At 70.9% G+C, this 14,504-nt stretch carries 12 protein-coding genes and 1 tRNA gene; 11 read left to right on the forward strand and 2 right to left on the reverse strand.

Going from position 1 to position 14,504, the window contains the following annotated elements:
• Window positions 1–254: 254 nt before the first annotated feature.
• Window positions 255–1,679: a PP2C family protein-serine/threonine phosphatase gene (locus tag ACWCQM_RS06475; protein WP_450914187.1), complete on the forward strand. Its 1,425-nt coding sequence runs from the start codon at window positions 255–257 to the stop codon at window positions 1,677–1,679.
• A 98-nt stretch (window positions 1,680–1,777) separates the two neighbouring features.
• The gene (locus ACWCQM_RS06480; protein WP_450914188.1) at window positions 1,778–3,241 is read left to right on the forward strand and encodes an aminopeptidase P family protein; all 1,464 of its coding nucleotides are present in this window, start codon (window positions 1,778–1,780) and stop codon (window positions 3,239–3,241) included.
• Window positions 3,242–3,289: 48 nt separating this feature from the next.
• Here ACWCQM_RS06480 and ACWCQM_RS06485 read toward each other — a convergent pair whose 3' ends face one another.
• Window positions 3,290–3,880, reverse strand: coding sequence for an ATP-binding protein (locus ACWCQM_RS06485; protein ID WP_450914189.1), 591 nt, complete (start codon window positions 3,878–3,880; stop codon window positions 3,290–3,292).
• A 259-nt stretch (window positions 3,881–4,139) separates the two neighbouring features.
• Here ACWCQM_RS06485 and ACWCQM_RS06490 point away from each other — a divergent pair, with 259 nt between their 5' ends.
• From ACWCQM_RS06490 to ACWCQM_RS06530, 9 genes are all read left to right on the forward strand, one after another.
• Window positions 4,140–4,943, forward strand: a complete 804-nt coding sequence (locus ACWCQM_RS06490) for a hypothetical protein (RefSeq protein ID WP_450914190.1) — start codon at window positions 4,140–4,142, stop codon at window positions 4,941–4,943.
• Window positions 4,944–5,045: 102 nt separating this feature from the next.
• Window positions 5,046–5,783, forward strand: coding sequence for a YcnI family copper-binding membrane protein (locus ACWCQM_RS06495; RefSeq protein WP_450914191.1), 738 nt, complete (start codon window positions 5,046–5,048; stop codon window positions 5,781–5,783).
• 38 nt (window positions 5,784–5,821) lie between these two features.
• The gene (locus ACWCQM_RS06500; RefSeq protein WP_450914192.1) at window positions 5,822–6,478 is read left to right on the forward strand and encodes an SCO family protein; all 657 of its coding nucleotides are present in this window, start codon (window positions 5,822–5,824) and stop codon (window positions 6,476–6,478) included.
• Entirely contained in the window at window positions 6,475–6,921 is a 447-nt protein-coding gene (locus ACWCQM_RS06505; protein ID WP_450914193.1) for a copper chaperone PCu(A)C, read from the forward strand. Before ACWCQM_RS06500 ends, ACWCQM_RS06505 begins: the two co-directional genes overlap by 4 nt.
• Before the next feature lie 14 nt (window positions 6,922–6,935).
• Window positions 6,936–8,939 carry a copper resistance CopC/CopD family protein gene (locus tag ACWCQM_RS06510; RefSeq protein WP_450914194.1) on the forward strand — a complete coding sequence of 668 codons (2,004 nt, stop codon included), beginning with the start codon at window positions 6,936–6,938 and terminating at the stop codon, window positions 8,937–8,939.
• Window positions 8,940–8,944: 5 nt separating this feature from the next.
• Window positions 8,945–10,279: an iron uptake transporter deferrochelatase/peroxidase subunit gene (efeB, locus tag ACWCQM_RS06515; RefSeq protein ID WP_450914195.1), complete on the forward strand. Its 1,335-nt coding sequence runs from the start codon at window positions 8,945–8,947 to the stop codon at window positions 10,277–10,279.
• Between the two features lie 158 nt (window positions 10,280–10,437).
• Entirely contained in the window at window positions 10,438–11,373 is a 936-nt protein-coding gene (pheA, locus tag ACWCQM_RS06520) for a prephenate dehydratase (protein WP_450914196.1), read from the forward strand.
• A 705-nt stretch (window positions 11,374–12,078) separates the two neighbouring features.
• Window positions 12,079–13,356 carry a serine--tRNA ligase gene (serS, locus tag ACWCQM_RS06525; RefSeq protein ID WP_450914197.1) on the forward strand — a complete coding sequence of 426 codons (1,278 nt, stop codon included), beginning with the start codon at window positions 12,079–12,081 and terminating at the stop codon, window positions 13,354–13,356.
• Window positions 13,353–14,168 carry an HAD family hydrolase gene (locus ACWCQM_RS06530; protein ID WP_450914198.1) on the forward strand — a complete coding sequence of 272 codons (816 nt, stop codon included), beginning with the start codon at window positions 13,353–13,355 and terminating at the stop codon, window positions 14,166–14,168. The genes serS and ACWCQM_RS06530 overlap by 4 nt, the downstream gene beginning before the upstream one ends.
• A gap of 205 nt (window positions 14,169–14,373) precedes the next feature.
• On the opposite strand, the gene ACWCQM_RS06535 is transcribed toward ACWCQM_RS06530, so the two are convergent.
• Window positions 14,374–14,460, reverse strand: a tRNA-Ser gene (locus ACWCQM_RS06535).
• Window positions 14,461–14,504: the final 44 nt, after the last annotated feature.

Consider the following 14,504-nt stretch of genomic DNA (forward strand, 5'->3'; position numbering starts at 1 on the left):
GCCCCTGGCCGTCCAGGATTACGTACCCAGCATGCCCGGGATGACGCTCCCTCCGGCATTTCACCCCGAGGGTGCCCCCTGTCGAGCACGCCCAGTCGACCGCAAATAGCCGCCCGGGGGTGCATTTTTTGGCCAAGTTAACACCGCCCCGGACACCATAAATATCGTAAGGACAATGCTGGACATCACCTTACTTGTGCGTGTAGATGTGGGTGCGTGTACATGTGGTTGCACCGATAGCGGCGCAGAACGACATGGGGGTTTGCGATGCTATTCGACACAAAGCACCGGTCGGAAAGCCGACTGCCATGAGCGCCCCACATCTTCCGAAAGTGGCTGGAATCGATCCCATGGTTCCCGTTTCAACGCACACTCCCGTGTCTCCGGAGGGTGCGCTCTCCGCGCCGGGAGCCTTCATCCAGGACCGGCTGGCGGGCTGGGTCTCCGACCTGACCACGCTGCACGAACTCACCGAGCGTCTGGCCGGAACGAGCACCCTGGACAGCGCCCTCCATGAACTCCTGAGCGCCGGAGCCGCCCTCGTCGGAGCCGGCCGCGGGTTCCTCGTCCTCGAACCCGCCGACGGCGGCGGGCCGTGCCGCACGATCGGGCTCAACCTCAGCCACGCCGAGCTCGGGCACATCGAGACGGTCCCGCGCCGCGCCACCCCGTACGGCCTCTTCCTCGACGGCCACCCGGACACCGGCGCCCCACTGTCCAGCCCCGACATCCTCGGCGACGCCGAGCTGGATCCCCGCGCCCGCGAGGTGGCCGCCCGGACCGGGTACGCAGCCAGCTACGCGCTGCCCCTCTTTGCCGGGACCGCCGGGCGTCTCGGCGTGGCCGTCTGGCTGTACGACGAACCGGCGGAACCGCTGGAGCGCCAGCGGCATCTCGTCGGGGTGTACGGCCGCTACGCCGCGGAACACCTGGCCCGCCTGCTCGAACTGGAGCGCGCGAGGGCGGACGCCGCCGTCATCGCCGAGGAGCTCTTCCCCAGCAGGCTCCCCAGGATTCCCGGAGTGCGGCTGGCCGCCCGCCACCGGGCCGCACCCGAAGGTGGCGGCGACTGGTACGACGCGCTGCCCCTCCCGGACAACGCGCTGGGTCTGGCCGTCGGCTCGGTCGGCGGCTCCGGGCCGACGGCCCTGGCCGCCATGGGCCGGCTCCGCGCCGGGCTGCGGGCCTACGCCGTGATGGAGGGCGAGGACCCCGTCGCCGTACTCTCCGACCTCGAACTGCTGCTCCGGCTGACCGAGCCCTCACGCGCGGCGACCGCCCTCTACGCATACTGCGAGCCCGACCGGCGCTCGATCGTGTTCGCCGGGGCCGGACACACCCCGCCGCTGGTGATCGGCGACCGGCGCACCGAGTTCGTGGAGACCACGCTCTCCGCCCCGCTGGGCATGCTGTCCTGCTGGGAGGCGCCGAGCGTGGAGTTCACGCCCCGGGCAGGAGAAACGGTGCTGCTCTACACCGACGGGCTGCTGCGCATCACCGGCGACTCCATGGACCGGGCGTTCGCGCGGCTGCACGCGGCTGCCGCCGGAGTGCCGAAGGCGGTGCGCCAGGACCCCGGAGCCGTCGCGGACCACATCCTGAACACCGTCCTGCCCGGCGGCCAGGGCCTGAGCGACGGCACCGAGGACATCGTCGTCCTGGCCGCGCGCTTCGACTGACGGCCGCACCGGAGCTGTAAGAGGTCTTCCGGCCCTGGGCCCCCTTCCGTACGCCCGTACGATGGAGGGGGCCCAGTGTCGTACAAGGAGGACATGACGTGTCTGACGCGCTCATCCCGGAAACCCCGGAAGAAGCCGAAGCAGAGCCGATCAAGCAGCGGAAGAACGGCCTGTACCCGGGCATTTCCGATGAGCTCGCCGAGAACATGAAGTCCGGCTGGGCCGACACCGAGCTGCACGGCCTGGAGCCGATCGCCCAGGCCTCGCACACCGCCGCCCGCCGCGCCGCGCTCTCCGCGCGCTTCCCCGGCGAGCGGCTCGTCGTGCCCGCGGGCAACCTGAAGACCCGCTCCAACGACACCGAGTACGCCTTCCGCGCCTCCACCGAGTACGCCTACCTCACCGGTGACCTGACCCAGGACAGCGTCCTGGTGCTGGAGCCGTCCGGCGACGGACACGAGGCGACGGTCTATCTGCTGCCCCGCTCCGACCGCGAGAACGGCGAGTTCTGGCTCGACGGCCAGGGCGAGCTCTGGGTCGGCCGCCGCAACTCCCTCACCGAGGCCGAGCAGCTGCTGGGCATCCCGGCGAAGGACGTCCGCGAGCTTCCCGCCGCGCTGGCGGAGGCCACCGGACCGGTGCGCAACGTCCGCGGCCACGACGCCGGCATCGAGGCCGCCCTGACCGACAAGGTCACCGCGGAGCGCGACGAGGAGCTGCGCGTCTTCCTCTCCGAGGCCCGTCTGGTCAAGGACGCCTTCGAGATCGCCGAGCTGCAGAAGGCCTGCGACGCCACGGCACGCGGCTTCGAGGACGTCGTGAAGGTCCTCGACAAGGCCGAGGCCACGAGCGAGCGCTACATCGAGGGCACCTTCTTCCTGCGCGCCCGCGTCGACGGCAACGACATCGGCTACGGCTCGATCTGCGCGGCCGGCCCGCACGCGACCACGCTGCACTGGGTCCGCAACGACGGCGCGGTCCGCGCCGGCGAGCTCCTGCTGCTCGACGCGGGGGTGGAGACCAACGAGCTCTACACCGCCGACGTGACCCGCACGCTTCCCATCAACGGCACGTTCACACCGCTCCAGCGCAAGATCTACGACGCGGTGTACGAGGCCCAGGAGGCGGGCATCGCGGCCGTGAAGCCCGGCGCCGCCTTCCGCGACTTCCACGACGCCGCGCAGCGGGTCCTCGCCGAGAAGCTGGTCGAGTGGGGCCTGCTGGGCGACCTGACCGTCGAGAAGGTCCTGGAGCTGGGCCTCCAGCGTCGCTGGACGCTGCACGGCACCGGTCACATGCTCGGCATGGACGTCCACGACTGCGCCGTCGCGCGCACCGAGGCGTACGTCGACGGCATCCTGGAGCCCGGGGTCTGCCTCACCGTCGAGCCCGGGCTGTACTTCCAGGCCGACGACCTGACGGTGCCCGAGGAGTACCGGGGCATCGGCGTCCGGATCGAGGACGACATCCTCGTCACCGAGGACGGCAACAGGAACCTCTCGGCCGCGCTGCCGCGCCGTGCCGACGAGGTCGAGGCATGGATGGCCGGCCTCAAGGGCTGACGACGCCGGCGCGGGCGACCGCGCCGGGAGCGCCGGAGGGCGCGCCGCTCAGGACACCATGAGCAGCGCGCCCTCGCGCCATTTCAGGACCTTGTCGAAACTCACCACGGCACCGTGCCCCGGACGGTTGCCGAAGTGCACGTGATCGGCGAGCTCCTCGATCAGGTGGAGTCCCCGGCCGCTCTCGGCCGAGGCCGGAGGGTGAGGGCGCGCCACGCGCGCGTGCGGTGCGTCGGCCGCCGGCTGGGCGGCGGACGGCTGCGGATCCGCCGGACACCCGGCGGACGACTGTGCGGCGGTGCGAAGCGTGCGCCGGGCGGGGAAACCGGGCCCCGAGTCGGCGACTTCGATACGGCATTTCTCGCCGTCCAGATAAGCGGTGACCCGGTACTGCCCGCAGGCGCGTCCGGGCTGCTCGCCGCCGGGGAGTCCCGGGCCGACGGCTCCGGCCCCACCCGCGTCCTGTCGGTCGCCGCCGTGTTCGACGGCGTTCGCACAGGCTTCGCTGAGCGCGACCGAGAGGTCGTAGGAGATGTCCGGATCCACCCCCGCGGTCTCCATGGTGCCGAGCAGAAAACGACGGGCGAGCGGGACGCTCGCAGCTTCGCGCCGCAAATGGAGTGACCACCACATGCTCATGCTCCAGCCTCCTGGCTGCGGCTCGACATACCGTTACGTATTGCCTCGTTGAGCGCTTCGTAAGCACGTATCCGCTGTGACAGCGCTCATTCGGCGGATGCGAATATTCCGTTCGCCGGTGTATGTCCGGCGCGAAACGGCGCGCGGGGCGCCCATGAACAGGCGCAACACCGTCCGATCACTCCCCGATGGGGACGGATGCCGACCTTCCGGACCTGCCGTACGGGGACGGGGTGCCCAGTGGGATGATGACCCGGCCATGTCTACGCCTGTCGCACGCGCCGGAGCCGGTATGCGGCTCATGAGGACCGCGGTGTTCACCGCGGTCTGCGTCGTGCTCGCCGCCGCGGGACACGGTCTCGCCGGGGGCATGGGGGTCTCCGGATGGACCCTGCTCGCCGGTTTCCTCGGCGTCTTCGCCGTCGCGGCGACGCTCGCGGGACGTGAGCGGACCCTGCTCTCGATCACCGCCGCGCTCGCGGCCGGACAGATCGCCCTGCACGTCCTCTTCGGGCTCGGACGGCACACGGCCGTCGGCTCGGCGCCCGGTGGGGACGACTCGCTGGTCCGGTTCGCCGCCGGGCTCGTATGCGGCGAGCGGCCCGGGCAGTTGAGCACCGGTGACGCCCATCGCATCGTGACCGCCGCGGGCATCGACCCGGGAACGGTCTCCCAGGGCCACACCCACCTGGCTTCCGCGGCCGACCCCACGGTGCTGGCCACCCTGGTGTCCTGCCTGCCCAGCCTGGGGATGTTCCTGGGGCACCTGCTCGCCGCCCTCGCCACCGGCTGGCTGCTGCGCCGCGGTGAGATCGCGCTCTTCCGGCTCGCCAGGCTCTCGGCCCAGGGCGGACGGCAGCTCGCGGCCGGGGCCAGGCTCCGGGCACTGCGTGCGGCCATGGCACTCGTACGCGCGCTGCGTGCGGGACTTCCGGGGCGGCCCACGACCGGGCCGCGCCGTCCCCGTACCGCCGTGGACGCTCCGGCGCCCGCCTGCGGGGACCCTCTTCAGCACATGGTGATCAGGCGCGGGCCGCCGCCCGTATACGTACGCGCAGCCTGACGCGGCGCCTCCCCCGGGAACCCGGTGACGAGGTGGCCGTGATGCCGTCGCGCTTCCGCGCGCCGGACCACCTTCCTCGTGCCCTGTGGAGTGATTCCTGCCATGAACGTTTCCCGCATCGCCCTCGCCGGCGGCGTCGCCGCGTCCACCGTCCTGCTGCTCGCCGGCACCGCCTCCGCTCACGTCAGCGTGCAGCCGCAGGGGGAGGCCGCCAAGGGCGGCTACGCCACCGTCAACTTCAAGGTCCCCAACGAGCGCGACAACGCCTCCACCGTCAAGCTCGAGGTCAATTTCCCCACGGACCACCCGCTGGCGTCCGTCAGCCCGCAACCGGTGGCCGGCTGGAAGATCGAGGTCACCAAGAGCAAGCTGGCCGAACCGCTCGACGTGCACGGCAAGAAGATCAACGAAGCCGTCTCCAAGGTCACCTGGACCGCGGACGGCAGCGGGATCGCGCCCGGCTTCTTCCAGCAGTTCCCGCTCTCGGTCGGGCAGCTGCCCGAGGACGCCGACCAGCTCGTCTTCAAGGCGCTCCAGACGTACAGCAACAAGGAAGTCGTCCGCTGGATCGAGGAGCCCACCGAGGGTGGCGAGGAGCCCGAGAGCCCGGCCCCCGTCCTCGCGCTGACGGCCCCGGCGGCCGACGCCCACGGTGCCGCCGCCGCCGCCGACGACAAGAGCGGTGAGGCCGCGACGGCGAAGGAGACGACGGCGTCCTCGGACGACACGGCCTCCTCCACGAGCGACAGCACCGCCCGCGTCCTGGGCATCGTCGGCATCGTCATCGGTGTCGCCGGCGTCGCCTTCGGCGTGCTCGCCGGCCGCCGGCGTGCCGCCTGACCCCACCCACCGCCACACAGACCAGGAACCAGTTCTCCATGCACAGCAAGAAGAAGGTGCTGGCCGCGGCGCTCGTCGCCGTGGCCGCACTGACCCTGTCGGCCTGCGGCAGCGGCGGCGACTCGGCGGACACCTCCGTCGCCGAGGTCTCCACCGAGACCGATTCCAAGCCCGCGACCGTGCTCGACCAGCCGTTCACCAAGCCGGACCTCGTCCTCACCGACACCCACGGCAAGAAGTACGACCTGCGCGAGCAGACCAAGGGCAAGCCGGTACTGATCTACTTCGGCTACACCAACTGCCCCGACGTGTGCCCGCTGACCATGAGCAACATCGCCATCGCCAAGCGGGCCCTGCCCGCGGCCGACCAGGAGAAGCTCCAGGTTGTCTTCGTCACCACGGACCCCGAGCGGGACACCCCCGCGTCACTGGGCAGCTGGCTGAAGGCGCAGGACCCCGACTTCACCGGCCTCACCGGCGACTTCCCGACCATCCAGGCGGGAGCACGGCAGATCGGCATCGGCATCGACGCTCCGAAGAAGGAGAAGGACGGCACGATCGTCTCGATGCACGGCGCCCAGGTCATCGCGTTCTCCCCGAAGACCGACAAGGGGTACGTCCTCTACAGCGAGGACACCACGGCGGAGGACTACACAAAGGACCTCCCCAAGCTCATCGAGGGGGAGACCCCGTGAACCGCCGTACCGCCGTCGCCGGCGCCCTGGCCCTCACCACCGGGCTGGCGCTGACGGCGTGTTCCTCGGTCAGCTCACCGCGACTGGAGGTGACCGGGGCGTTCATGCCGCAGCCCGTCAGCGACATGGCGGCCGGTTTCCTCCTCGTGAAGAACAGCGGCGGAGCCACCGACCGGCTCACCTCGGTGACCAGCGCGCTCTCGGACCACGTCTCCATCCACGAGACGCGGAACCAGACCATGCGGATGGTCTCCTCCTTCGAGGTGCCGGCCGGTGGTGAGCTCGACCTGGAACGCGGCGGCAGCCACATCATGTTCAGCGACCTCAAGAAGCAGCCCAAGCAGGGAGAAACGGTCTCCGTGGAGCTGCACTTCGAGAAGGCCGAACCCATCACGGTCGACATTCCCGTGAAGGAGACCACCTACAACCCGAAGAAGCAGTGAGGTACTGACACCCCATGACAGCCACCGCCCCGCGCTTCGGGCCCTCCCCGATACGACGGCCGCTCGCCGCGGTCGCGCTCCTCGCCGCGCTGATCAGCCTGCTGTTCGGCATGGTGCTGGCGGGCGCGAGCCCCGCGTCCGCGCACGCCGCCCTCACCGGGAGCGACCCGCAGGACGGGGCGGTGGTCGCCACCGCCCCCGAGGAGATCAGCCTCACCTTCTCCGAACAGATCGCCATGGGCGACGACTCGATCCGGGTCCTCGACCCGAGCGGGAAGCGTGCCGACGCCGGCGCTCCCCGTGACCTGACGAGCGGCGGAGCCGTGCGGTACGGAGTCCAGCTCCACAGCGGGCTGCCCGACGGCACGTACACCGTGGCCTGGCAGGCCGTCTCCGCGGACAGCCATCCGGTCGCCGGTGCCTTCACCTTCTCGGTCGGAGCGCCCTCGGAGACGACGGTGGCGCTCCCCTCCGGCGAGGCGGGTGGCGGTCTCGTCGGGGCCCTCTACGGCACCGCGCGCTACGCCGCGTACGCCGGCTTCATCCTGCTCGCGGGCGGCTCGGCCTTCGTGCTCGCCTGCTGGCAACGGGGGGCGGGCGCACGGCCGCTCCAGCGTCTCGTCGTACGCGGCTGGATCACGATCACGGCGGCGACGCTGGCCATGCTGCTCCTGCGCAACCCGTACACCGGCTCCGGCAAGCTCACGGATGCCTTCGACCTCGACGGCCTGCAGGCCGTGCTCGACACCAAGCCGGGGGCGGCGCTGGTCTCCCGGCTGCTGCTCCTGGGAGCCTCCGCGCTCTTCATCGCCGTCCTCTTCGGGGCGTACGCCAAGCGCGAGGACCAGAGGGAGAAGAAGGACCTCACCTTCGGCCTCGCCACAGGCGGTGCGGTCATCGCCACCGGGATCGCCGGTACGTGGGCGCTGGCCGAGCACGCGTCCACGGGTATCCAGCCGGGCATCGCGATGCCCGTCGACGTGCTCCATCTGCTCGCCGTCGCCGGCTGGCTGGGCGGACTCTCCGCGCTGCTGGTCGCGCTGTACCGGACGCCCGACATCACCGGCGACGCCGTACGGCGGTTCTCACGCCTGGCGTTCGGCAGTGTGCTCGTCCTCGCGGCGACCGGGCTCTACCAGTCCTGGCGGCAGGTCGGTTCGTGGTCCGCGCTGACGGGCACCCGGTACGGGCAACTGCTGCTCCTCAAGGTGGCGCTGGTCGCCGTACTCGTCGGGGTGGCGTGGATATCCCGGCGGTGGACGGGACGTCTGACCGAGCGCGCCGGGGCGGGGGAGCCGGTCGTGGCGGACGTTCCGGAGGACGTAGCGGACGTGGCGGACGTGGCGGACGTACCGGAGGACGTAGCGGACGCGGCGGACGTTCCGGAGGACGTGGCGGACGACCCGGCCGAGGAGGAGACGCCCGGCGAGGAGGTCGCTCCGGAGCGGGCCGCCCAGCTCGCCCGGCAGCGCGCCGTCCTGACGGCGACGAAGGAGAAGCGCGCCCGCGACGCCGATCCGGACCGTGCCGGGCTGCGGCGTTCGGTGCTGGTGGAGACGGGCATCGCCGTGGTGCTCCTGGCCGTCACGACGATCCTGACGTCCACCGAACCCGGCCGCACCGAGGAGGAAGCGGCCCGCGCCGGCACCACGGCGACGGCCGCGCCCGTGACCGGCGGGCAGGTGAACCTGACCATTCCCTTCGACACCGGCGGCCAGAACGGCAAGGGGACGGTGCGCCTGGACATCACGCCCGGCGGAACCGGCTCCAACAGCGTGCACCTCTGGGTCGACGGGCCCGACAACAGCCCGCTGGACGTCCCCGAGGTGAAGCTCGCCTTCACCCTGGAGTCCAAGGACATCGGCCCGCTGCCGGTCGTCCCGGACCGCCTCACCGAGGGGCACTGGACGGCGAGCAACGTACAGATCCCGATGGCGGGCGACTGGAAGGTCGCGGTCACGGTGCGGACGTCGGACATCGACCAGACAACCATCGACAAGAACGTGAAGATCGGCTGAGCAGGGTGAGCAAGAAGAAGGACGCCCCCACGGGGCGCGGCACCGCGGACGCCACCCGTCGCGACGGCTCCGGTCCGGACGGCGGCGGGCCCGGCAAGACCGGGGAGGTCTCCCGGCGGCGGCTGATCGGCACCGCGGGAGCGGCCGGTGCGGCAGGACTCGTCCTGGGCGCGGCCGGCGGCGCGGGCGGCTACGCCGCGACCCGCGACGACGAGCCGGCCGCCCTGACCACGGTCGGCTCGACCGAGGCGATGTTTCACGGGAAACATCAAGCGGGGATCACCACTCCGCTTCAGGCCCGCGGGCACCTGGTCGCCTTCGACCTGGCGGCCGGTGCGGGGCGCAAGGAGGCCGCCGCCCTGATGCGCCGCTGGTCGGCCGTGGCAAAAGCGCTGATGGCCGGGGAACAGGCGGAGAGCGGCAGGGGCCACGACACCGGAGTGGCCCTGGACGCCGGGCCCTCCTCCCTGACCGTCACCTTCGGATTCGGACGTACCTTCTTCACGCGCACCGGCCTGTCCGACCGTCGGCCGGCCGCGCTCGACCCGCTGCCGGCCTTCTCCTCCGACCAGCTCGACGCCAAGCGCTCCGACGGTGACCTCTGGGTGCAGATCGGTGCGGACGACGCGCTCGTCGCCTTCCACGCGCTGCGCGCCCTCCAGAAGGAGGCCGGCTCGGCCGCCCGGGTGCGCTGGCAGATGAACGGCTTCAACCGCACCCCGGGCGCCACGGACCGGCCGATGACCGCACGCAATCTGATGGGCCAGGTCGACGGCACCAACAACCCGAAGCCGGCCGAGAGCGACTTCGACGAGCGGATCTTCGTGCCGTCCGGCGGTTCGTCGGCGGACTCCTGGATGGCGGGTGGTTCTTACGCCGTCGTACGCCGGATCCGCATGCTCCTGGACGACTGGGAAGAGCTCACGGTCAAGCGCCAGGAACAGATCATCGGCCGGCGGAAGGCGGACGGTGCCCCGCTGAGCGGTGGCTCGGAGACCACGGCGATGGACCTGGACAAGGCGGGGCCTGACGGGAAGCTGCTGATCGCCGGCAACGCCCACGCCCGGATCTCCTCCCCGGAGAAGAACGGTGGCGCCGCGATGCTGCGCCGCCCGTTCTCGTACCACGACGGCATCTCGGACGACGGCACCCCGGACGCCGGACTGCTCTTCATCTGCTGGCAGGCCGATCCGTTCAAGGGCTTCATCCCCGTCCAGCGCAAGCTCGACCGGGGGGACGCGCTCTCCCCGTTCATCCGGCACGAGGCGAGCGGTCTCTTCGCCGTACCCGGGGGCGCCGCGGCCGGGGAGTACGTGGGGCAGCGCCTGCTGGAGGCCTGAGACACCCAGGGCGGGCGTCCTCCTGTGGAGCGACGTGCGCCCGGCGGGCAGTCCGGTCGAGAGGGAGGGGTGCCCGGCGCGGGCAGGCGTACGGGGACGCGTGCGGGTGGTGGTGCGAGACGTACGGCCGGGATGCCGCAGGCCTTTAGGGTGACCGTATGTCAGCCACGCGTTACGCCTATCTCGGCCCTGAAGGCACCTTCACCGAGGTGGCCCTCCGCACCCTCCCGGAGGCCGCCACCCGCGAACTCGTCCCGATGGTCTCGGTGCCGGCCGCGCTGGACGCGGTACGCAGCGGGGAGGCGGCGGCTGCGCTCGTCCCCATCGAGAACTCGGTCGAGGGCGGGATCAGCGCGACGCTCGACGAGCTGACCACCGGCGAACCGCTGATGATCTACCGCGAGGTGCTGCTCTCCATCACCTTCGCGCTGCTGGTCCGCCCCGGCACGAAGCTGTCGGACATCAAGACCGTCACCGCGCACCCAGCCGCGCAGCCCCAGGTACGGAACTGGATGGCGGCCCATCTGCCCAACGCCCTGTGGGAGTCGGCGGCCTCGAACGCGGACGGTGCCCGGCTGGTCCAGGAGGGGCGCTACGACGCCGCCTTCGCCGGTGAGTTCGCCGCGGCGACCTACGGGCTGGAACCACTGGTGACGGAGATCCACGACGCGGAGAACGCCCAGACCCGCTTCGTGCTGGTGGGTCGCCCGGCCAGGCCGTCCGCGCCCACGGGGGCCGACAAGACCTCCGTGGTCATCTGGCTCGGGGACGACCATCCGGGCGCCCTCCTCGAACTGCTCCAGGAGTTCTCCGTCCGCGGGGTCAACCTCATGCTGATCCAGTCCCGGCCCACCGGCGAGGGCATCGGGAACTACTGCTTCGCCGTGGACGCCGAAGGACACATCGCTGACCGCCGGGTCGGCGAGGCTCTGATGGGGCTGAAGCGGATCTGCCCGAATGTGCGCTTCCTGGGTTCGTACCCGCGTGCCGGGGTGACGCCCGACGAGGTGAGGGCGCTGCGGACCGGTACGTCGGACAGGGACTTCTCGGAGGCGTCCGACTGGCTGGCCCGGAGCCAGGACGGCCGGATCTGACGCACTGAGGCGAAGGCTGAGCCCCGGGGAGCCGAACGCATGGCGCCGACAGCCGAGCACCGGAGTTGACGCCCTCGCCGGAGGGGTGGGCCCGGGACGGAAAGGCTTCCAGGGGCGTATCCACCCACCCGGAAAGCCGGTCCTATCGTCGGATTGCCGTTTCACGCGGAGTTATCCACAGGGCAGGGGGTCCCCCTGGGGACAAGTCGACACCGCAACACGACATGGTCGACAAATCGCCCAGGTAGCCCGGATCCCCCAGGGCGCCACAGCTCCCCCCGTGTCACTCCAATTCCGTAGATCAACTCTTTGGAACGAGGAATACCCACCCGAATGAGTGCGTGGGCGAGGTTTGAGTAGCGAATCCCTGCCCCATCAGGCCGGTTTCGGAACGATCTCTTCCGGCATCCACAGACCTTCTTCACAGCCTGTGGATAACTAATTGGATCACGCAACACCTGTGGACAACATGCTCCCGCCGGGGCCCTCAACTCCCCGCGCACGCACCGATGATGCACGTGGCGCGTCAAACCGTAGATGCGCTTGTTCCCTTTTCGGGGCGATGCGACCCTTTTATTGACGATCGCCACCACCCGCCCCTGCCATGATTCCGCCCAGGATTATTGATTCCGGCAATTCGGGCAAAGCGCCACGCTCATCGATATCGGGTCGAGCAGCGGACGGCCGCACCGGTAGCCTTGAGGGGTGATTGACCTTCGCCTGCTCCGTGAGGACCCCGACCGTGTTCGCGCCTCCCAGCGCGCCCGTGGAGAGGACGTCGCGCTCGTCGACGCCCTGCTCTCCGCCGACGAGCTGCGCAGGTCGTCCGGCGTCCGCTTCGACGAACTCCGCTCCGAGCAGAAGTCGCTCGGGAAGCTGATCCCCAAGGCCACCCCCGAGGAGCGCGCCGAGCTCCTCAAGAAGGCCGATCAGCTGAAGGCCGAGGTCAAGGCCGCCGACGCCGCCCAGGACGAGGCCGACGCCGAGGCCAAGCGCCTGCTCCTGCTCCTCGGCAACGTCGTCCACGAGGACGTCCCGGTCGGCGGCGAGGAGGACTTCGTCGTCCTGGAGACGCACGGCACCCTCCGTGACTTCGGCGCGGAGGGCTTCGAGCCCAAGGACCACCTGGAGCTCGGCGAGGCGCTGGGCGCCATCGACATGGAGCGCGGCGCCAAGGTCTCCGGATCGCGCTTCTACTACCTCACGGGCATCGGCGCCCTGCTGGAGCTCGCCCTGGTCAACGCGGCGATCGCGCAGGCCACCGAGGCCGGTTTCATCCCCATGCTGACCCCCGCGCTGGTCCGCCCGCGCGCCATGGAGGGCACGGGCTTCCTCGGCCAGGCCGCGGAGAACGTGTACCACCTGGAGAAGGACGACTACTACCTGGTCGGCACGTCGGAGGTCCCCCTCGCGGCGTACCACATGGACGAGATCATCGACGCCGACAAGCTGCCCCTGCGGTACGCCGGCTTCTCGCCCTGCTTCCGCCGCGAGGCGGGCACGTACGGCAAGGACACCCGGGGCATCTTCCGTGTGCACCAGTTCGACAAGGTCGAGATGTTCTCGTACGTCGACCCGGCGGACGCGGAGGCCGAGCACCGCAGGCTCCTCGACTGGGAGAAGCAGTGGCTCACGGGTCTGGAGCTGCCGTTCCAGGTGATCGACGTCGCCACAGGTGACCTGGGTGCTTCGGCCTCGCGGAAGTTCGACTGCGAGGCGTGGATCCCGACCCAGGGCAAGTACCGCGAGCTGACCTCCGCGTCGAACTGCGACGGCTTCCAGGCGCGCCGGCTCTCCGTCCGTATGCGGGACGGCAAGAAGGTCCAGCCGCTGGCCACGCTGAACGGCACGCTCTGCGCCGTACCGCGCACGATCGTGGCGATCCTGGAGAACCACCAGCTGCCCGACGGCTCGGTGCGCGTGCCGGAGATGCTCCGTCCGTACCTGGGCGGCCGCGAGGTCCTGGAACCGGTCTCCAAGTGACCTTCCCGTACAAGCTCGTCGCCACGGACCTCGACGGCACCCTGCTCCGTGACGACCACACGGTTTCCGAGCGCACCCGCGAGGCGCTGACCGCGGCCACCGCGGCCGGCGCCGCGCACATCGTCGTGACCGGACGAGCGGTGCCCTGGACCCGGCACATCCTGGACGACCTGGGCTACGAGGGCCTGGCCGTCTGCGGCCAGGGCGCGCAGGTCTACCACGCGGGCGAGCACAAGCTGCTGACCTCCCTGACCCTGGACCGGCAGCTCGCCGGGCTCGCGCTGTCCAAGATCGAAGCGGAGGTAGGGCCGCTCGCGCTGGCGGCGAGCCGGGACGGGCTGGAGGGCGAGGTGCTCGTCGGCCCCGGCTACCAGGTGCTGGAGGGGCCGCTTCCGACGCGCTCCATGGACGACCCCGCCGAGATGTGGACCGCTCCGCTCAACAAGGTCTACATCCAGCACCCGGAGCTCGACGACGACGCCCTCGCCGGGGCGGCACGGCAGGCCGTCGGCAGCCTGGTGAACGTGGTCATGGCCGGCCCGGGTGTCGTGGAGATCCTGCCTCTGGGGCTGAGCAAGGCGACCGGCCTCTCCCTGGCCGCGCGCCGGCTGGGGCTCAAGGCGTCGGACACGGTGGCGTTCGGCGACATGCCGAACGACATCCCCATGTTCGGCTGGGCGCAGCACGGCGTGGCGATGGCCAACGCCCATGACGAGCTGAAGGCCGTGGCGCACGAGATCACCGCGTCGAACGAGCACGACGGCATCGCTGTGGTGCTGGAGGAGTTGCTGAGGACGGCCCCGCGCTCGTAGGGCTGGGCGGGCTTCGCTGGTCGCTCGGCGCTTGCCGCTTGTGGCTTGGCGGTTGGCGGTTGGCGGTTGGCGGTTGGCGGTTGGCGGTTGGCGGGGGCATGGTCGGCGCTGCGGGTCGGCTCTGCACTGCGGGCCGCGGGCCGGCTCTTCGGGCCGGTTCCGGTCGGCGCTTCGGGCCGGTTCCGGTCGGCGCTTCGGGCTGCGGCGGAGGATGCGCGGATCGAACGCGCGCGGGGTTCGCGCCCCGACGACGGCTTAGCAAGCCGCTGCCTTACCACTCGGCCAATCCTCCGGGAGGTGGCCCGCGCGATGTGCGGTGAGGGCCACCCGGGGTCC

The sequence above is a fragment of the Streptomyces sp. NPDC002125 genome, from assembly GCF_053593715.1.